Genomic DNA, 20,333 nt, shown 5'->3' on the forward strand with positions numbered 1-20,333 from the left:
ACCTTACACAAAGAACACATCCAATACAGTTTAGTTCCGCACAACACCGGCAATAGGGTATCCTACACTGAAGTACAGGACAAAAGGCCCAAAACTCACCGGATGATGCAACAAATCAGTTCGGAGATAAAAACTTCGGCCCAAAGAAAAATCCGCGGGGCCAATCGGTGTATCTAAACCGAGGGTAATACCAATGCCATGTTTAAAATCCTCTAAGCGCATTTCTTGCGTCTTTGACCACACCGCTCCCAAATCGTAACGCGTTTTAAAGTATGTATCGAAGAATATTGAGAATGGAAGCTTGTACTGGTATTCCAGGCTCGCTACCATCAACTGTTTACCGCGCGCATTGTCTTCACGAAATCCAAAGAAATTTTCCTGCCCGCCAAGCGAAAACTCCTCGCTTATAGGCAGTGTCTCATCCGCTACACCGATCATAATCCGTGGATGAAGAGTATGATTCTTGATGATAGTTTGATATTTTTCGTATGAGAAAAACATTTTTGTAAACCCTACGGCATTTACCACCTTTATTAATGCCGATTCATAGGAAAAATTAATAACGATGCCATCGGTAGGGTACGGCAGTTTATCTTGTGTATCTATATTTGTTCCAAATCGGATAGATGAAATGTTGTACTCTTGATTTACAAAAGGTTGATTGTTGATGTTAAACGTCTGGTTGTAGATGTTATACACATTGTGCCGTTCCAATCTTCCCTCAACTGTAACGGTTCCTAACCGTTCGAGCTGTGTCCCAAAACTTACTAAGCCGCCTTTCCGTACTTCCCGATATTCTCCGATTTTGTCTCGTTCGAACAAATACGGGTCGCTCGATAGCACATCATCATAGACGTTTACATCACGAATAAGAATATACCCTTTGAAACCAAACGTCAAGTAGGAGTTGAAGAGTCGGATCGCCTTCAATTCTCCAAGGTACGTCTGATTACGAGTACCACCGCCTATCAGCAAACCGGTTTCCGCGCCAGTTCCAAATAAATTTTCATCTCGAATATCGATTGACGGCTGGATATTGCGTTCATTGTCCACACGCAAACCGAAACGAATCAATTCCGTGCTTCGCTCTCTTGCCTTGATTGTAATGATGTTAAGTTTTCCAGTACTGTCCTCATGATGCGTTGTCACAAGTATCTGCTCAAAAAGACTGGTGCCATAGAGATTCGAGATTCCTTTGCTTACCTGAGAAATATTAAAAAGACTCTGCTCTTTAAATGGCAGCTCGCGCCAAATAATCCAATCGCGTGACTTTTTTGTGCCATAAATATCAATGCGATATATTGTGCCTTCATCAAGCATCACAGTTGCTGTGGCCGATGAAGAATCGAGTTGAATGTTGGTCACACGGGCGAGTGAATAGCCAGCAGCGCGGTAAATTGCAAGCAGCCGCTCAACAGCTTGCTCCATAGAATGCGCGTTGAGATACGTACCGAGCATTGGCTGGAATACCGTAAGCAGTGTATCGGAATGAATAATCTGATTGCCTAAAATTTTTACATGACGAAGAATGGGATTATGAGTGCTGCGAATTTCAATGATCGTAGAATCAGCATGGCGTTCTACTATTCCGTTTACGGAAACGTAGTCACCTTCATCATATAAGCCGTTCACGAAGCGCTGCAGATCTATTTCCGTTATCCAACCGCGTTTTTCGTACATCTGAAGAGTATCTTGAAATACTGGCGAAAATGAGCCTGACCAAGAGAACCGAGGCGACTCGTACCGTATGGTGCTATCCGCGTGATACAAACGGTGCGTGCGGTCGTCAATGAGTCTTTTTAAAGTGGGAATTAATTCTTCAGCAGAAAATTCTCCGGCAGTAATCAATGAATCAATGTCGCTAAAATCAGAAGCCTGATGATCACCCAAATTCGGTGTAATAACAATATCTGCTTTTGCCCGCGAAAGCTTATTTGCTTCCTGCATCATAATAGTGGTAATCTGATCTGCAATTTCCCAAGGCGCGTTGAGTTTGCTCTTTGGCCTTAATGGACTTACCATATCGACAGCAATTACAATATCTGCTTTTTCCGCAATGGCGACATCCACAGGAAGATTATCTACTAAGCCGCCGTCAAGTAGCTGCATCGAATCGCGCGGCATACTGCTAAAGAGCAATGGTATCGCCATGCTTGCACGTAATGCTTCCGTCATATCACCGCTATCTAACACGATTCTTTTTCCTGTGACAAGGTCTGTGGTAACCGCACGGAATGGAATACGAAGATCGTTAAAACTAGGATCGGGATGGTAGAGTCCCTGCAATGTAAGGAAGTTGAGATAATTTGATAATCGCTGGCCTGAAGAAAACGCCTCGGGAATAACCGGCTCCAGGCCTTCAAAACGCAACACAAGAATACTTTTATCACGCGCAATTTTTTGATCAAGAAAGAGATCACGGCGTTTCGACTCGTCGCTGTAACTGAGAAGATCATCCCAATTCGTCGTATCTGCCAAACGTTGAAGTTGCTTAGTTGAATATCCCATTGCGTACAAACCGCCTATAACGCTTCCCATGCTTGTGCCGACAATCAAATCAATAGGTACATTGTTATGTTCTAAAACCCGCAGTACACCAATAGCCGCAATACCGCGTGCGCCGCCGCCGCTGAGCACGAGTGCAACACGCGGCCTCTGCACTGAATGGAAAGGATTCAAGTGCGGATATCGGGCCTTTACTTCATGGAAGTCAGGTTTGATGACGGTTATGCGAGTCTTTAGCGTGTCAATGCCTTGTGCGCGCGCCAACAACGGCATGACTGCAGATAAAATTAGGACTATACGAAATATTTGATGATGCACAGGGATAGGTACCAATTGATTTTGTATGAAAGATTACAAAAAATACGTCGAATTGCAACGAAAGATCGAGTGAAAAGTGATAAGAAGGAGGGAAAAGTTCTGCAAACGCACCGATCAGACTAGTATTTTTTTATTCGTAATTATTCAGCTATTGTGTTTTTATACAACCCCTCTATCCCGATGAATGATATTCATCGGGACATCTCCCCTTTTAAAGGGGAGAAAATTTCCCCTCCTTAACAAGGAGGGGTGTCCCGCTACCGTTTTACGGTGGCGGGTCGAATATTTTCTATTTTCTTTGCTAAGTAGTTACTTTTATTCTTTACTTTACCACCGGTCCCCGCAGAATTCTCGCAGGCAGCATAATCAACGCAGAGAGAAAAGCAAAAAGTCCATTCATTGTTAGGCCAATGATGCGGAACGGAAGCGTCAGAATCCAAACGATTGGATATAACACGAGCGCCAGCAGCGCCAACGGCCAGCATAAAAAAAGAAGAATGATCCATAGAATAAAGGTGAACATATGCAACCTCCGTTTGATATTCTTTCATACTCTACGGCAAACATGCCAATCTTGTTACAGACGATGAACCGGCTTTGGCCCATGTACCATATACCCCTTCTCTTTTTCATTCGCTCTTTCTGCATGTAATAAATTTCCGTTTTTCATTCCAAACAATTCAGTATTATTCAATGAGAATAAATATTGTATATTTATCAGCAGGTTACGTATGGCACGAGTCAAGCTTCAACTCCCAGCGAATTTTCATTTCAAGACTGAAATTCCTATCCGCATCAGCGACATAAACTACGGCGGACACCTCGGCAACGATGCTGTGCTTTCCATTGTTCACGAAGCGCGCATCCAATTTCTTAAGAATCTCGGTTATTCAGAATTCGATATCGAAGGAACAGGAATTATGATGACGGACGCGATCATCGTCTATGCTTCAGAAGGATTTTACGGAGATGTGTTGATGGTAGAAGTTGGAACGACAGATTTCCAATCAACGCATTGCGATGTTGTTTTCCGCCTGACCAATATGGCAACACATAAAGAAGTCGCTCGTGGAAAGACCGGCATTGCATTCTTCAACAAGCTGACACGGAAGATTTCTGCTGTGCCGGATACCTTCCGTAGGAAGTGCGAAACCGCAGACGTTGTATCTTCTAACCATATTTCCACCTAAGAGAGTGGTTTGCTTGGACAGGCAAAAAACACTATATTTTTTGCAATCAACCATTCACCATAAAAGACAGCTGAGCCAACGTGGCAAAAATAATTGTCGTAGCTAATCAAAAAGGAGGCGTTGGTAAAACAACGACCGCTATTAATTTGGCAGCATCATTAGCTGCTGCAGAGAAGCGAGTTCTGTTGGTTGATAATGATCCTCAGGCAAACGCCACAAGCGGTGTCGGCTCAGCCGGCATCGATGGAAAAACAATTTATGAAGTGCTTGTGGGAGAATTAGACGCTGCGTCAGCAATTCAACCGACGCAAATGCCTTACTTATCTGTTCTTCCATCGCATATCAATCTCGTCGGTGCTGAAATTGAAATGGTAGAGATGCAAAATCGAGAACGCCTGCTCACGAATGCACTTTTACCGGTTCGCGAACGCTTCGACTTTATCGTTGTAGATTGTCCGCCTTCACTTGGCTTATTGACTCTCAATGCATTGACGGCAGCAGATTCTGTTCTCATTCCCGTTCAATGCGAATATTTTGCACTCGAAGGACTCGGTCAGCTTTTCAACACCATCAACATGGTCAAAAAGACGCTGAATCCCAATCTTGACATTGAAGGTGTATTGCTGACTATGTTCGATTCGCGCCTACGGCTCTCCAACCAAATTGTTGAAGAAGTGAAACGTTACTTCGGCGATAAAGTTTTCGGCACGATTGTTTCACGCAATATCCGATTAAGCGAAGCGCCAAGTTTCGGCAAACCGATTATTCTTTATGATGCAATCTGTATTGGCACACGGAATTACATGGAACTGGCAAAAGAAGTATTAAAGAACAATAAGTTCTTCGCCATTGAACCTCTGTACCATGAAAAGACTTTCATCGGACCATAAGCTTATGAGTGATCAGAAAAAATCAGTTCTCGGACGCGGACTCAATGCACTCATTCCGAAGAATCCTCGGATGGAAGTGAATGTGCGAGACGGTTCTGTAGGACGCGACACAGGCGAGATAGGAATTATTGCCAGTATCGATATCGCAAAGATTCAGCCGAATCCATTCCAGCCGCGTACGGATTTCGATCAAGAATCGCTTTCAGAACTTACACGATCGATACAAGAAAAAGGCGTCATTCAGCCGATTACCGTGCGGCGGGTCGATGCGGGGTATCAAATTGTTTCCGGCGAAAGGCGTCTCCGCGCAACTCAAGCGGCACGTCTGCGGCAAATTCCCGCATACATCATTGCCGTCGAAACTGACGAAGAGATGCTGGAACTTGCGCTCATCGAAAACATTCAGCGCGAATATCTGAATTCGATGGAAATTGCTAATGCGTACCAGCGCCTCATGGATGAATGCCATATGTCGCAAGATGACATTGCGAAACGTGTCGGCAAAGACCGAAGCACCGTTACGAATTTCATACGCCTGTTGAAACTGCCGGTGAAAATACAGGATGGATTACGCAAAGATAAAATTTCTATGGGACATGCGCGCGCACTCATCGCGCTTCCGAATGAACGAATACAACTGCGGCTTTACGAAAAAATCGTCGATGGCGGATTATCCGTGCGAAAAGTCGAAGATATCGTCCGCGCCGCTCAACAACCTAAGAAAAAGTCGGGGCCGCACAAAGAAGGCAGCAGCGCATCGGCAAGCATTCAAAATCTGGAAGAACGGTTGCGTCAGGCGCTTGGTACAAAAGTCAAAGTAAAAACCAAAGGATCGGGACGCGGCGAGATTATAGTGGAATATTATTCACTCGATGATTTTGACCGGTTGATGGATTTATTCACTGGAAAGTAAGAATGAGGAATTGGGCAAATAGATCAATAATTTTATTATAAACTTTTTTTTTTTTTCTTCACACAAAAATAATACAGGATTAATCATGTCTATCAAAAAAATTCTAACCAAAAAAGCTCCACTACCAATTGGCCCTTACAGTCAAGCAATTCTCGTGGATGAAAAAACTCTTTATATTGCCGGTCAAGGACCAATGGATTCTATAACAGGCAGGATCGTGGAAGGCGGTATCAAGGAGCAAACTCGGCAGGTCATGAAGAACATCGAAGCTATTCTTATTGCCAGCGGTGCTTCTCTCGCTTCAGTAGTTAAAACTACGGTTTTCCTAAAAGATATGAACGAGTTTACCACAATGAATGGAGTGTATGCCGAATTTCTTGGCGCCGCAGCTCCGGCACGCAGTACAATAGAAGCGGCACGGCTTCCTCGCGATATTCTTGTCGAAATTGAAGCTATCGCCGTTATTGAAAAATGACCGCTGGCTTGAATAATTTCTCAATGAAAAATCCATGTGTAATACCGCTGATCGCAGCAATATTCTTTTTGTTTGTTTCACACATTAATGTCGACGCACAAATCAAAGTCACTTCGGCTTTGATCAAACCGGATACAACAGAAGCACAATATTCTCCAAACGACTCACTCCGTATTCAAGGCGGTAAAATAAAACTCATCTCTGACGTAAACGCCAAATCAGGGTCATTAGCGATGCTCTTCTCCGCCTTGCTGCCAGGAGCCGGACAAGTATATGCTCATCGGTACTACACAATTCCAATCATTTGGGGCTTTGGAGCCTACTTCACTTCTATTGCAATTAATGCGAATAAGCAATATGAAGATTATCGTGGAAAATTTTCGGAGTCGATCAGGTTGGATACTGCAATAGCTCGGACTGGAAAACTGAACCAGAATGAGACGATCCTAAAAGATGCACGCGACTTCTATCGCGATCAACGGGACGAATTTATTCTTTACCTTGGTTTAACCTATTTCCTCAATATCATTGACGCGTACGTCGGCGCTACGTTATACGATTTTGATGTTTCAGATGAACTGGGCAGCGGCGCGAAAATTCAATTTCGTATACCTCTTCGCTAAGCAAGCAGGTCTTTTAAAGCATCTTCAAGTTTTGGAAATTGGAATTTGAATCCGGTATCAATCAATTTTTTAGGTATCACCTGCTGACCGTGAAGCAATAACGGTTCAGCCATCTCGCCTAGAGCAAGTTTTAACGTATATGCAGGTATAGGCATCCACGATGGTCTGTGAAGAATATTCCCAAGCACTTTGCAAAATTCCAACATTCGTACAGACTCTGGCGCAGAAAGATTCAATGGACCGGTAAGATGTTCATTCTCCATCGCAAAGAGAATTGCGTTAACTTCATCCCGCAGATGAATCCACGGAAACCATTGCCTACCGGATCCAAGCGGCCCGCCAATAAACAATCGAAACGGTAAAAGGAGTTTTTGCAGTGCACCGGCATTTTTGTCTAACACGATTCCCGTACGCAGTAAAACAACACGCACTCCAAACTCTTCTGCCTTCAGAGCTTCCACCTCCCACTGATCGCATACATCAGCAAGAAATCCTGCGCCTCTTGCACTGTCTTCCGTCACTTCGCCTTCAGGCACATTGCCGTAGTAACCGACTGCGGATGCATTCAGCAATACCATGGGTTTGCGTTTAGTCTTTCTGATTGCATCGATAATAGCGCGTGTTGATTCAATGCGGCTGGAAAGGATTCGCCCCTTTTGAAGTTGTGTCCATCGTTTTGCAGCAATCGATTCTCCGGTAAGATTAATAACTGCATCGGCTCCTTCAAGAACACTTGTTAATCCAACGCTTGTTTTCGCATCCCAGAATTCTATGCGCATAGCAGGAGAATTTATTTTGGCACTTTCCGGCCTCCTCGAGAGCAATGTTACTTCATAGTGCATCTGAAGAAGTCTGTCAATCAATTTTCTTCCTATGAAACCGCTTCCACCTGCTATGACGACTCGCATTGATTTTTCCTTTGAAGATCGTATTATGGATTTGTTTATCGGAATATCAGTCCAAGTCCGAATATAATTGAAACCGGTGCTGTGCTGCAGCAAGAAAACTTCCGAGCAGCGTGCTTGCAAGAGCCAGCGGTAATGTTTTTGGCCGTGCAGTTTCAATCCATGGTTATAAAACATTCATCGTGCATAATGTATAAATTTCCAAACAGAGAAACCATTTTTCACAACGGCAGCGATGTATGTGCAGCAAATTACTTCATATGAAATGAGAGCGGGACAAATAAAAGGAAATGAGAAGTTTCATATCACATTGGTATCAATGAGTTCCACAAAATAGAGTTACTCAGCCATAGGAGATCGCGCTTCCGAGTCACGTGCCGAGTGTCCGCCAGATCGAGTAAGGTCGTCTTTTCCTTCTAGAACTATCCTATCCTGATTTTATATTCTTTTCTTGAAACTTCAAATGGTTTTCAGGTGTTGAAGTATTTGATACATTTCCTATAGGGGTTTAACGAATATTAAATAGACGCAATGAAAGGAAAAAACAAATGACAGCAACAGAGAATGAACTTACCCTCACACGAACAATCAATGCACCGCGGGCACTCGTATGGAAAGTATGGACTGATCCCAATTACCTGTCACAATGGTGGGGACCAAAAGGATTTTCTAATCCGGTATGCGAGATAGAAGTGCATCCCGGCGGCTCTATTCGTATAGATATGCGCAGTTCCGATGGAACCATATATCCCATGACAGGCAAATATCTCGAGATTGTCGAGCCCAAGTTGCTCGTCTTTACAAGTTCTGCATTGGATAAGACCGGTAATCCTCTGTTTGTTGTGTTCAATAGCGTTACATTTGCCAAACAGGATGGTAAAACAAAACTTATCATGCATGCAAGCGTCTCCGAAATAACGCCGGAAGCAGCGCCCCATCTTGCAGGGATGGAATCTGGCTGGACTCAAAGTTTGGTGCGTCTTGAAGAGTTCATTATAAAAGAAGCAAAGAATATTCCGATCGCATCGAATCTTGCATCGCGGTGGGCGGCGTGGCAGCCATGTTTACATAGTGTACTTCGAATGGTAGCGGCGTTTATGTTCATATTGGCAGGCACGGTGAAGCTCTTCGCCTTCCCTGCCGGAATGCCACCGCATGGTGGCACTGTTCCGCTCATATCTCAGTTGGGACTGGGAGCGGTCCTCGAAACCTTCGGCGGCACGTTGCTCTTCCTCGGCCTCTTTACACGCCCCGTCGCATTTATTTTAGCAGGTGAGATGGCTGTTGCATATTTCCAGTTCCACTTCCCAGGCGGCATCTGGCCAATTTTGAACGGAGGCGTTGCGGCGGTGCTTTACTGCTTCATATGGCTCTATTTCTCAGCCGCTGGTGCAGGACCCTGGAGCTTTGATGCAAAGCTGGGAAAGTGATTGCAGGATAATCAAATGAGAAAAGTATTTTTATTCAATATGATATCGCTCGACGGCTTCTTTGAAGGGCCCAACCAAGAAATCGATTGGCATAACGTAGATGGAGAATTCAATGCATTCGCCGAGCAGCAATTAAAGGAAGCGGATATACTACTCTTTGGACGCGTGACATATGAGCTTATGGCAAGTTACTGGCCAACCGAATCCGCGAGAACAAACGATCCGATTATTGCGAATAAAATGAATGCGATATCCAAAATCGTATTTTCAAAAACACTGGAAACCGTTACATGGAACAATACGAGACTGTTAAAAGAGAATATTACCGAAGAAGTTACGAAACTCAAACATCAGCCGGGTAAAGATATAGCAGTATTCGGCAGTTCCAACCTGGCAGTCACTTTTATGCAGCATGGATTCATTGATGAATACCGGATTATGGTAAATCCTGTTATCTTAGGTAAAGGCAATACATTATTCAACGGGATAAATGATAGATTCAATCTTTCACTTCTAAAGACAAAGACGTTTCGTTCAGGAAATGTTTTGCTTTATTATCAACCTGTAAGAAAAGAATAACTACAACCAGTACAGGTTTATCAAAATATCCGCTGGCCGGGAGAATAATCTCCCTCCCAGCTTGTACAAAAGAAATCTTAGTACATGTCAGACAACATAGAAATTAATACAGAGAGATTAATTTTGCGTTCAATAAGAGTGGATGATGCAGAAACAATATTTAAGTATCGCTCGGATTCAACTATAAATAAATATCAAGGATGGATTCCAAATACAATCGATGACGTTTATGACTTTATTAAAAACAGAGTTGCACAAAATATAGATCTTGTTGACACTTGGCATCAATTTGTTATAATCAAAAAAGAAAAGAACGAATTGATTGGAGACATAGGAATTCATTTTCTAGATTCGGACAAGAAACAAGTTGAAATAGGCTGCACATTAGACAAGAATCACCAGGGGAAAGGATATGCAACCGAGGCTCTGAAAGAACTGATCAATTACCTTTTCCATGAGTTACATAAGCACCGAATCATAACCTCAATCGACCCAAATAATATAAAATCAATAGAGTTGGTTGAGCGATTAGGTTTTAGGAAAGAGGCTCATTTTAAAGAGAGTATTCTGATTCGTGGAGAATGGGTTGATGATTTAGTGTATGCAATTCTCAAACATGAGTGGCTGAAAAGAAGAGTCCCTGCCTGCGCAGGCAGGCGATCACCAGATCGGACAATATGAAAGTCCAGTCGGTGACTGGACTCTACACTGGTTTTGCCTACCTCCTGAACTTGCTTTTTCTCATACTCTCTCATCTCAATTTCTCACCGTCTCAACTATTTTTCCCTTCCTTGCTCTTCTGCGTGTTTTCCGCTATCTTTTTATCAGTCAAAGAAGAAATGAGAAAGAGAAATCTGAAAAACAATCGTGAAACGAAAAATGAATGTTTCAAACAATCTAACAGGGTACAAATAGTGAATATCAAGATCGAAGTAACAAAAATGATTTCCCATCCCACTTCTATTAATTAACTTGTTTCATGTTCCCTGCGTGCATTTCTAAACTTTAGGAAAGATTATATGCGAAAAATAGTTTTCCTTGCTTCTTGTTTCGTTTCAACACTTCTGTATGGTCAGCCGTCTGTTCTTACCATAGATTCCATTTCTAATTATAAACAAATGGGATGGAAAGCAGTGGTCATGCAGAACGACCTCATCACGATAGCCACAATGCCGGCTATCGGAGCGCGCATAATGCAATATGACTTAGGAAGCCAATCATCAATTTTCACAAATCCAGCTGAGTATTCTAAAACCTACACACCATCCCCAACTGTGGCATGGCACAACTTCGGAGGTTACAAAACCTGGCCAGCTCCCGAAAGCGGATGGCACAATACAAGTGGCTGGAACCCTCCTCCAACACTTGACTGTGGTAGTTATACGTATCAAATCGATTTTCAGACAAACGATTCAATTGCTGTATTAGTTACGAGTCCAATTGAAAAATGGTTTGCACCCAATATCCAATTCGAACGCAGAGCGACAATTTATCCTGGTACGAGTCGTGTGAAGATGGATCAGACCATGATCAATCAAGGTTCTTCTCCCGCGAGTTGGAGTATGTGGAGTGTAACGCAACAGATCGTAAATCATCCATCAAAAAAAGATTACACAAATTTTTGGGCATACTTCCCAATCAATCCTAACAGTGTATTCGGCAGCAGCGGTGTGAACCCGCAACCTTCCAGCACTGCATGGAAAGGAGAGATTGAACCAGGAATATATGGTGTTCAGTTTAGTCCGACAAATTCAAAACTATTTGCCGATCCTGACAAAGGTTGGATCGCTTACGCTAATGTTCTGGATTCGGTTGTCTATGCCAAGACATTCGATATTTTTGAGGATCAAACTTATCCAAACAGCAACGCCCGCATCGCAGTATGGGTAAATGGATCTCCGGCGTACATGGAAGTTGAAATAACAAGTCCGATGGTCAGCCTTACTGCTGGCGGAGGAAGATATACATTTACAGAAAATTGGTGGGCAGCCAAAGTCCTTGCACCAGTTCTGGACGTGAATTCAGTCGGCGCTATTGCAGACAAACTTTACTATGATCCAACCATACACACTCTATCCGCAAGATACGGTGTGTTCTATGCAGGAACAGCTTTGGTTGCGTTTCTCGATGCACAGCATAAGATTGTATCCGAAGGATTGTCGCATACAGTCTCCCCGCTTGCGGAATTTCAGCTTCAGGAATCGATCGCTATTCCAACTGGAGCAAGAACAGCCGAACTACGAATACGTAATACAAAGGGAGAATTAGTAGGTGTTTTGGACAGTCTGGATGTATCGCAGTATGTATCCGGTGTTGAATCGAACTCATCGTCTATAGCTTCAGAATTTCGTTTAGCACAGAATTATCCGAATCCTTTCAATGGAATGACGAGACTAACGGTATTCATTTCAAAGCCGACAATTGGTTCATTGAAAATTTATGATGTGATGGGCAGAGAAGTAGCATTACTGCATAGTGGAAGTTTCAGTGCAGGTGAACACCACTTTATTTGGAATGCAGAAAATATTGCAAGCGGTGTGTATCTTGCTACGCTGCAAGTAGACAAAGAACGACAGATTCAGAAAATGTTGTACATACGTTGAGTTAAATTGGAGCTTAGTTAGTATTAATAACTCATGTTACGTAAAGTAAGTTGATTTATAGCCACGACGTTTACGTCGTGGACAAATTTTTAAAAGCACCATCGGCTTTAGCCACATTTTGAAACGTTTTGGCTAAAGCCGGTTTATTGGGAGATATTAAAACCACGACCTGAAGGTCGTGGCAATATTTTTTGTATTCTGCGTAACATCAATTAATAAAAAAAAGGAGAATCAGATGTGTAATAAGATAATATGCATGTTATTTTTACTTATACCTTTTTTTGTGAACGCTCAATCGCCAGTACCGTCTGGGGCTGTACTCGAGACACTTATTCCTGATAATCAGCAAAATATTGCCTGGTCAGAAGGGCCGGTATGGAAAAATGGCGTTCTCTTATTTAGCGACGTTCAGAATAATAAAATAAATCAATGGAATGAGACATCAAGAACCGTAAGTGTTTATTTGACCCCTACAAATAAATCGAACGGATTAACGGTTGATGCACAGGGAAGATTGCTCCTTGCTCAAGGACAAACGCGTACGGTTTCCCGTCAGGAAATAAATGGAACAATGACACTAATTGCGACCAAGTTCAGAGGTAAAACCTTCAATTCTCCGAACGACCTCGTTGTCCGGAACGCCGACGGATCAATATTTTTCACAGATCCGGATTATGATAATTCACTGGTGCAGAAATTCCGCGGAATATACAGGGTAAGTCCTTCAGGCGCCGTCCAATTAATCGATAGCTTATTTCAAAAACCAAATGGAATTTGTTTTTCTCCGGACGAAAAGAAATTATACGTGGACGATTCACCATTGCGTCAAATATATGTATGGGATGTTGTAAATGATTCAACCTTCACAAATAAGCAGCTATTATTTACAACCGGCGGACCGTCTAACGTTGACGGAATGAAAACAGATGCGGAAGGAAATATCTACTGTACTGGAGATAAAGGAATCTGGATTATTTCACCAAATGGAGAATATTTAGATAAGATATTAACACCGTCGGGAACCACTCCCACAAATTGCAACTGGGGAGATTCGGACATGAAAACTCTTTACATCACAACCCAGCACGGGCTCCATCGAATTCGTTTGGCATCTACTAACGCTGTCAAAGGACAGGGTTCTTTGATTCCGCCTGCATTCGAATTATTTACGAATTATCCAAATCCGTTCAATCCGAGCACGACAATCAAATATAATTTGCCTAAAAATGCCAAAGTAAGAATTACTATCTTTGACCTGTTAGGGCGTGAAGTAGAAAAACTAATGGATCAGGAACAAGACGCAGGTTACAGAACGATAACTTGGAATACGCAAATGTCGAGTGGAATGTATTTCTATCGTCTTGAGGCAATATCGACCAACAATCCAAATACTCGGTTTGTCCAGGTCAAAAAGTTAATGCTGCTCAAATAGTATCACCTGATACTAAGGTAGGCGATGAAAAATAAGATAAACACTCCTATGTGTCAAAATAGTGAAGGGTAACTGCACATAACAAGCAAAAAAGTTGGCGGTAAAAGCATCCGTTGAGAACTTCAATAAATCAGATAGGCACAACCTGGCCAATGACTCCTGCTTCACATCCCTTCCTTGCTCTTCTGTGCATTTTCCGCTATCTTTTGAATAGTTCGAGGAGTAAAGAGTGGCTCTTCATCAAGCATACCACTTTTTACTCTTTGTTATTTATGTGATTTCCTATTTAGTGCCGTCCACACGACGGCAGATTTGACACGTACTTGATGGAACATCTTCGTAATTTTTGCATTATTGCACACATCGATCATGGTAAGTCAACACTTGCCGACCGTCTATTAGAATACACCGGCACCGTTGCCGCTCGTGACATGTCGAAGCAAATGCTCGACGATATGGACCTCGAGCAAGAACGCGGCATCACTATCAAACTGCACGCTATTCAAATCAAATATCAATCCCGCGATAAGAAAAACTATACTCTTAATCTTATTGACACACCGGGCCATGTAGATTTCACGTATGAAGTCTCGCGTTCGCTTGCTGCATGCGAAGGGGCCATTCTTGTTGTGGATGCAACACAGGGCGTGGAAGCACAGACAATTTCCAATCTTTATCTCGCTATCGACGCAGGACTTGAAATAATTCCGTTCATCAACAAAATTGATTTGCCAAGCGCCAAAACGATGATAGATGTGGTGAAGAAACAGGTGATGGATCTCATTGGATGCAAGGCAGAAGAAATTTTAATGGGGAGCGCGAAATCCGGCATAGGAACAGAAGACGTTTTAGAAGCAATCGTCTCGCGCATCCCTGCACCGAAAGGTGATCCTGACGCACCGCTCAAAGCGTTGATCTTCGATTCTGTGTTTGATGAATACCGCGGAGCAGTTGCATACATTCGTGTGATGGAAGGAACTGTACGCGAAAAAGATAGAATTCGATTTTTTTCAAAGGGGCAGGAATTTCAAGCGGAAGATGTCGGCATTCTTGAAATGCAGCGCAAACGAGTCGGCTCACTTTCTGCAGGTGATGTTGGTTACATCATTGCAAATGTGAAAGACGTGCATGACACAAAAGTCGGCGATACGATTACACTTGTGGACAATCCCGCATCCGAACCATTGCCCGGGTACAAAGAAGCCAAGCCGATGGTCTTCAGCGGACTCTATCCATCCAACAGCGACAACTTTGGCGAATTACGCGATGCACTTGATAAACTGAAGTTGAATGATGCCTCGCTCATCTTTGAACCTGAGAGCTCAGTTGCGCTCGGTTTCGGGTTTCGAGCCGGATTTCTCGGACTTCTTCACATGGAGATAATCCGTGAACGATTAGAGCGCGAATATGACCAGCAGCTCATCAACACGGTGCCGAACGTTGAGTACCGCGTCACAAAAACAGACAAAGAGGTTCTCTTCATCGACAATCCTGCATTCATGCCTGATGCAGGTAAGATTGAAAAAGTAGAAGAACCGTTCGTCAAGGCACAAATTATCGCGCCGACCGAATACATCGGCAACATCATGAAGCTGTGCATGGACCGTCGCGGCATCCACCGCAATACTACATATCTCAGCCCGGAACGTGCCGACATTCATTTTGAACTACCCTTATCGGAAATTATCTTCGATTTCTATGATAAACTTAAGTCGCTTTCGCGCGGGTATGCCTCATTTGATTATGATTTCCTTGAATATCGCGAATCTGACCTTGTAAAATTGGACATTTTACTGAATGGCGAGCCGGTGGACGCACTGTCCACTATAGTCCACCGCGTGAAGTCGTATGACTGGGGCCGTAAACTTTGCACGAAACTTCGGGGGCTGATTCCACGTCAAATGTTTGAGGTGGCAATACAAGCTGCTATCGGAAGTAAGATCATTGCACGCGAGACGATAAGCGCCATTCGGAAAAATGTGATCGCGAAGTGTTATGGCGGCGATATTTCGCGAAAACGAAAACTTCTGGAAAAACAAAAAGAAGGCAAAAAGCGGATGAAACGGGTAGGAAGTGTAGAAGTGCCGCAAGAAGCATTCCTTGCCATTTTATCAATGGATGAATAACGAGTAAATTCCAATATTCATTAGTTCAAATAACAAACAAATTCCAATGATTCAAATCTGTAAAAAGCATTTTGAATATTGAGATTTGATATTCAATAAATTCTTATAGAATAATTGCACAAGGACGAATATGAACGACGACAAGAGACAGAAGAAAGAAGAGCTGCCAATTGCAGTAACATTCAAAGAAAAAACATTGGCGTTCCTCAAAGAAACCGGCATTGTCCTGGGTCTATTTCTTCTCATCAACAATTTTGTGATTGCATCTTTCCTCGTCCCGACCGGGTCAATGGAAAACGAAGTGCTCACCGGTGAATTGCTCTTCGTCAATAAATTTATCTACGGTGGAACATCGCCCCGGAATATTCCATTCACCAATGTGCGTTTGCCATGGTTTCGTATTCCATCCTTCAGAGATGTCAAACGCGGAGATGTGATTGTGTTCGTTTTCCCAGGGATGCGCGATGAAGTAGAATCACCGGACTTTACTTTCTATCTGAAACGATGTGTTGGAGTTTCGGGCGACACAATTCAGATCCGCGACCGCGTCCTGTTTGTCAACGGGCAAATGCTTCCTTTGCCGCGCAATGTAAGATTTGATCGTGGGTGGTCGGTTTCGGCAGCTGAACCGGACGACCGCATTTTCCCAGCCGGCTCGGGCTGGAATGAAGATAACTTCGGTCCGCTTGTTGTGCCCACACAAGGAATGGTCATTCCATTGAGTGCACAAAACTATGCCGAGTGGCAAATCTTTATCAAACGGGAAGGACACGCTGTGGAATCTGTCGCAGGAACCGTGTTGGTGGACGGCAAGCCGGCTACATCGTACACAGTCCAGCGTGATTACCTTTTTGGAATGGGTGATCACCGCGACAATAGTCTTGACGGCCGGTACTGGGGTTTTATTCCAAAAGAAAATATTGTCGGTACACCGATGATCGTGTACTGGTCTTGGAACACCGATCTTCCACTCTACGATATTTTCGGAAGACTGGCTTCCGTGCGCTGGGGCCGCATTGGCTCCCTCATTAAATGATCTACAAGTATTCAACTCCTGACCTGAGGAGGAAAAACGACGAATTCTCAAAAGAATAAAATCGAAGAACCAAGACCGCTGACAGTAAAAGAGAAAGCACTTGCGCTTCTGAAAGAGTTTGGAATTGTATTTGGTCTCTTTCTTCTCATCAACAATTTTGTCGTAGCGTCGTTTCTTGTTCCTACCGGGTCAATGGAAAACGAAGTGTTGACAGGTGAGAGGTTGTTCGTAAACAAGTTTATATATGGCGGAACATCACCTCGCAATATTCCATTTACCAATATTCGTTTGCCATGGTTTCGTCTGCCGGTAATACAAGATGTGAAGCGCGGTGATGTGATCGTGTTCGTCTTCCCTGGCATGCGTGATGAAGTACAACCCGAAGATTTTACATTCTACTTAAAACGATGTATTGGATTGCCGGGTGACACAATTCAAATTCGAAATCGTGTTGTATCCGTTAATAGACAAATGCTCCCTTTGCCGCGCAATGTAAAATTTGATCGCGGTTGGTCGACTCCTTCACATGAACCGGATGAACATATTTTTTCTCTAGGTTCTGGATGGAACGAAGACAACTTTGGTCCGCTCGTAATACCTCAACATGGAATGACAATACCGTTGAATATGCAAAATATTTCTGCATGGCAAATCTTTATAAAGCGGGAAGGACATACAGTCGAGTCTATAGATGGAACCATTCTGGTTGACGGAAAACCCGTCACTTCATACACCGTCCAACGCGATTATCTTTTTGGAATGGGTGATCACCGTGATAACAGTCTGGATGGCCGTTACTGGGGATTCATTCCTAAAGAAAATCTAGTTGGTGCACCGATAATTGTTTATTGGTCTTGGGACTGTAACCTTCCGCTCTATGATATAATTGGAAGACTCGCTTCCGTACGCTGGGGCCGCATCGGTTCCCTCATTAAATGATGCCGGAACAATTACAGCACAACGAGGGTACGGAAAACACTGATTCTTCTCTGCACAAAGAGAAAAACCTTGCCTCAACGCTGAACGAGTACGGTAAAACTATTCTCATCACTCTGCTTGCGGCGCTGATTTTGAAATTATTTGTAGTAGAGGCGTACCGCATTCCTTCTACATCGATGGAACATACGCTGCAAATTGGCGATTTTTTATTGGTAAACAAACTCGCATACGGTCTGCGCACACCGCGCCATATACCATTTACAGCGACCTCGCTCTCTCCTTTCACACTTCCCTTATTTCGGAGTGTACATCGCGGCGACGTAGTAGTGTTTGAATTTCCCGGCACTCAATACGAAGTGAAACCCATCGAAACGGTGAACTACATCAAACGATGTATTGGACTACCGGGCGATACTGTAGAAATTCGATTTGGCAACGTGTTTGTTAATGGAATCGAGTCGAGCTTTCCTTCACATGGCAGAAGAACGATTCATCCAACCGATAATGCATTTCGACACAACGCAGAAATGTTTCCGGATGGTTCGGCGTTTAGCGACGTTAATTATGGACCGGTTATCGTACCGAAACGAAATGATATTTTAACCATCGATCCTGCCACGTTTTCTCAATGGCATATCTTGATAGAACGTGAAGGACATACTGTTCAATTCAGTGCCGATACAATTCTCATCGATGGCGCGGTCGCTTCCAGCTATCGCGTACAGAAGAACTACTACTTCACTCTTGGCGACAATCGCGATAACAGTATGGACAGCCGCTACTGGGGATTTGTGCCTGACGATCACTTAATTGGTGAAGCATTGTTTATTTACTGGTCGTGGGATCCAGAGGTTCCGGTGTACAGTATCTCTGATAAATGTTCAACTATCCGGTGGGATAGGATTGGAACACTGATACGATAATAAGTTAATTGTACGCAGTACGCATTCGATTAATCACTCGTTCTTGTTTTTTTAAAAGCGATACTAAAAGTACAGCAGCAATTATAGAAACACGTTCAATGAATCCACAAGCATAATTTTAAGACGATTGTATTCTCTTTATATCAACGTAAAATTAACGCCCAATGCAAGGGTTTGTTTCACCTGAGTACGCGCTTGGATCTTTGGATCGTTAATCAAAAAAACATTGATATTCATGGAGAGGTACTTGTTCACTTTTGCTGAAATCGTGTTGTCGCTGATGATCGTTGTTTGATTGAATTGTTTTACAGGAACGTACACCTCCAACTTCGAATTCAAGATTACATTTTCCATGACTGTCCATCCTACCTCAGTGACCGATTCTAGTCCTGCATCGACCTGCACTTTCTTTCCGTCCGTATAAAATGTGGTATAGGTATTCGTTACGATCTCACGAAGACCAAGACCGAGCCGCGTTTTCACTTCCTTGACAGGCTGATACCCGAATCCCGCCGTTTGGATGAGATATGCCGGATCGAAGAAATTCGAAACGGGTGTTGCCGTGCCGAGCGCATCGTACATAACACCTTCTGTAAACTGGGTCTTCAAGGAGGCGGATGCAAATGGATTTACATAGGTTCCTATTTTATACGTCAACACACTTTCCAGAACAATCTTATCATCCGTTTTGCGGATTCCCAGCGATCCGAGCCTTGCCTGTCCGTAACCGAATTTATACATATTCACCCATTCGACAACATCCTTCGTGTATGCCGATTTACCTTCGAGGAATAATGCATATGCAAGCGCGTTCTCTCCACCTTGCACCCAATTGGTGAAGGCTATCTGTGTGATATTTGCGCTGACAATCATCGTGTGTTTCCACGACGTGTCGGTAGATGCCGGTGAGATGAGCTTCGGGTCTTGTGCGCATGCGACACTTCCAGCAAACAATATAAATAACAGGGTTCTCATAACATTCCTTCGATAATGATTATTTTAAAACTGATGTGCAATGTCCACAACGTTTTGCATTGATGGGGATGACCATCAAACATTCCGGACATTCTTTTGTTGTCGGGATTGCCGGCGCGATTTCCGGTTTCTTCACTAGCCGATTCATCGCCTGAATAATCATGAACATTGCGAAGGCAACAATTAGAAAGTCGATAAAAATATTGATAAACATTCCATATTTGATCACAACAGCTGCATGGTCTGCGGCGGCTTCTTTGATCGTAATACCAAGACTGCTGAAATCCATGCCACCGACGAGCACACCAATCGGTGGCATCAAAACATCACTGACGAGCGAACTAATGATCTTGCCAAATGCTGCACCGATGATAATACCGACTGCCATATCGACCACGTTGCCGCGCATTGCAAATGATTTAAATTCTTTGATGAGAGACATAAAAAATCTCCTTATGTGGTTATTCCATG

Annotated in this window: 19 protein-coding genes; 14 read left to right on the forward strand and 5 right to left on the reverse strand. The window is 43.3% G+C overall.

All coding sequences use genetic code 11. From position 1 onward, the window contains the following. Window positions 1-30 precede the first annotated feature (30 nt). Both NTX44_05810 and NTX44_05815 read right to left on the reverse strand, forming a co-directional pair. Window positions 31-2,823, reverse strand: coding sequence for a BamA/TamA family outer membrane protein (locus NTX44_05810; GenBank protein MCX6121115.1), 2,793 nt, complete (start codon window positions 2,821-2,823; stop codon window positions 31-33). Between the two features lie 322 nt (window positions 2,824-3,145). Continuing rightward, entirely contained in the window at window positions 3,146-3,346 is a 201-nt protein-coding gene (locus NTX44_05815) for a hypothetical protein (protein ID MCX6121116.1), read from the reverse strand. A gap of 208 nt (window positions 3,347-3,554) precedes the next feature. Between NTX44_05815 and NTX44_05820 the strand changes: the two genes are divergently transcribed. The 5 genes from NTX44_05820 to NTX44_05840 all read left to right on the forward strand — a co-directional run bounded on the left by NTX44_05820 (window position 3,555) and on the right by NTX44_05840 (window position 6,914). After that, complete coding sequence (locus tag NTX44_05820; protein MCX6121117.1) at window positions 3,555-4,013, forward strand: thioesterase family protein; 459 nt, start codon at window positions 3,555-3,557, stop codon at window positions 4,011-4,013. A gap of 80 nt (window positions 4,014-4,093) precedes the next feature. After that, on the forward strand, window positions 4,094-4,903 hold the full coding sequence (locus NTX44_05825) for an AAA family ATPase (protein MCX6121118.1): 810 nt from the start codon (window positions 4,094-4,096) through the stop codon (window positions 4,901-4,903). Window positions 4,904-4,907: 4 nt separating this feature from the next. Then, the gene (locus NTX44_05830; protein ID MCX6121119.1) at window positions 4,908-5,816 is read left to right on the forward strand and encodes a ParB/RepB/Spo0J family partition protein; all 909 of its coding nucleotides are present in this window, start codon (window positions 4,908-4,910) and stop codon (window positions 5,814-5,816) included. A gap of 85 nt (window positions 5,817-5,901) precedes the next feature. Further along, complete coding sequence (locus tag NTX44_05835) at window positions 5,902-6,291, forward strand: Rid family detoxifying hydrolase (GenBank protein ID MCX6121120.1); 390 nt, start codon at window positions 5,902-5,904, stop codon at window positions 6,289-6,291. A 23-nt stretch (window positions 6,292-6,314) separates the two neighbouring features. Next, window positions 6,315-6,914 carry a DUF5683 domain-containing protein gene (locus tag NTX44_05840; GenBank protein ID MCX6121121.1) on the forward strand — a complete coding sequence of 200 codons (600 nt, stop codon included), beginning with the start codon at window positions 6,315-6,317 and terminating at the stop codon, window positions 6,912-6,914. Here NTX44_05840 and NTX44_05845 read toward each other — a convergent pair. Then, window positions 6,911-7,822, reverse strand: a complete 912-nt coding sequence (locus NTX44_05845; protein ID MCX6121122.1) for a TIGR01777 family oxidoreductase — start codon at window positions 7,820-7,822, stop codon at window positions 6,911-6,913. The genes NTX44_05840 and NTX44_05845 overlap by 4 nt on opposite strands. Window positions 7,823-8,367: 545 nt before the next feature. Here NTX44_05845 and NTX44_05850 point away from each other — a divergent pair. From NTX44_05850 to lepB (NTX44_05890), 9 genes are all read left to right on the forward strand, one after another. Beyond that, complete coding sequence (locus NTX44_05850; GenBank protein ID MCX6121123.1) at window positions 8,368-9,249, forward strand: SRPBCC domain-containing protein; 882 nt, start codon at window positions 8,368-8,370, stop codon at window positions 9,247-9,249. Between the two features lie 15 nt (window positions 9,250-9,264). Continuing rightward, window positions 9,265-9,828 carry a dihydrofolate reductase family protein gene (locus tag NTX44_05855; GenBank protein MCX6121124.1) on the forward strand — a complete coding sequence of 188 codons (564 nt, stop codon included), beginning with the start codon at window positions 9,265-9,267 and terminating at the stop codon, window positions 9,826-9,828. A gap of 84 nt (window positions 9,829-9,912) precedes the next feature. Continuing rightward, on the forward strand, window positions 9,913-10,509 hold the full coding sequence (locus tag NTX44_05860; protein MCX6121125.1) for a GNAT family protein: 597 nt from the start codon (window positions 9,913-9,915) through the stop codon (window positions 10,507-10,509). A 338-nt stretch (window positions 10,510-10,847) separates the two neighbouring features. Beyond that, a complete protein-coding gene (locus NTX44_05865) occupies window positions 10,848-12,431 on the forward strand; it encodes a T9SS type A sorting domain-containing protein (GenBank protein MCX6121126.1) in 1,584 nt (527 codons plus the stop codon). 235 nt (window positions 12,432-12,666) lie between these two features. Beyond that, window positions 12,667-13,863, forward strand: a complete 1,197-nt coding sequence (locus NTX44_05870; protein MCX6121127.1) for an SMP-30/gluconolactonase/LRE family protein — start codon at window positions 12,667-12,669, stop codon at window positions 13,861-13,863. 326 nt (window positions 13,864-14,189) lie between these two features. Further along, on the forward strand, window positions 14,190-15,989 hold the full coding sequence (gene lepA / locus NTX44_05875) for a translation elongation factor 4 (protein ID MCX6121128.1): 1,800 nt from the start codon (window positions 14,190-14,192) through the stop codon (window positions 15,987-15,989). Window positions 15,990-16,119: 130 nt separating this feature from the next. Beyond that, on the forward strand, window positions 16,120-17,025 hold the full coding sequence (lepB, locus tag NTX44_05880) for a signal peptidase I (protein ID MCX6121129.1): 906 nt from the start codon (window positions 16,120-16,122) through the stop codon (window positions 17,023-17,025). 108 nt (window positions 17,026-17,133) lie between these two features. After that, complete coding sequence (gene lepB / locus NTX44_05885) at window positions 17,134-17,964, forward strand: signal peptidase I (protein MCX6121130.1); 831 nt, start codon at window positions 17,134-17,136, stop codon at window positions 17,962-17,964. Further along, the gene (lepB, locus tag NTX44_05890) at window positions 17,961-18,887 is read left to right on the forward strand and encodes a signal peptidase I (protein ID MCX6121131.1); all 927 of its coding nucleotides are present in this window, start codon (window positions 17,961-17,963) and stop codon (window positions 18,885-18,887) included. Before lepB (NTX44_05885) ends, lepB (NTX44_05890) begins: the two co-directional genes overlap by 4 nt. A gap of 138 nt (window positions 18,888-19,025) precedes the next feature. On the opposite strand, the gene NTX44_05895 is transcribed toward lepB (NTX44_05890), so the two are convergent. Together NTX44_05895 and mscL are read right to left on the reverse strand one after the other, a co-directional pair. Beyond that, window positions 19,026-19,862: a DUF3078 domain-containing protein gene (locus NTX44_05895; GenBank protein MCX6121132.1), complete on the reverse strand. Its 837-nt coding sequence runs from the start codon at window positions 19,860-19,862 to the stop codon at window positions 19,026-19,028. A gap of 19 nt (window positions 19,863-19,881) precedes the next feature. Then, window positions 19,882-20,304: a large-conductance mechanosensitive channel protein MscL gene (gene mscL, locus NTX44_05900; protein MCX6121133.1), complete on the reverse strand. Its 423-nt coding sequence runs from the start codon at window positions 20,302-20,304 to the stop codon at window positions 19,882-19,884. Window positions 20,305-20,333 lie beyond the last annotated feature (29 nt).

It is taken from the genome of Ignavibacteriales bacterium, from assembly GCA_026390575.1.
In the GTDB taxonomy this organism is placed as follows: domain Bacteria; phylum Bacteroidota; class Ignavibacteria; order UBA10030; family UBA10030; genus Fen-1298.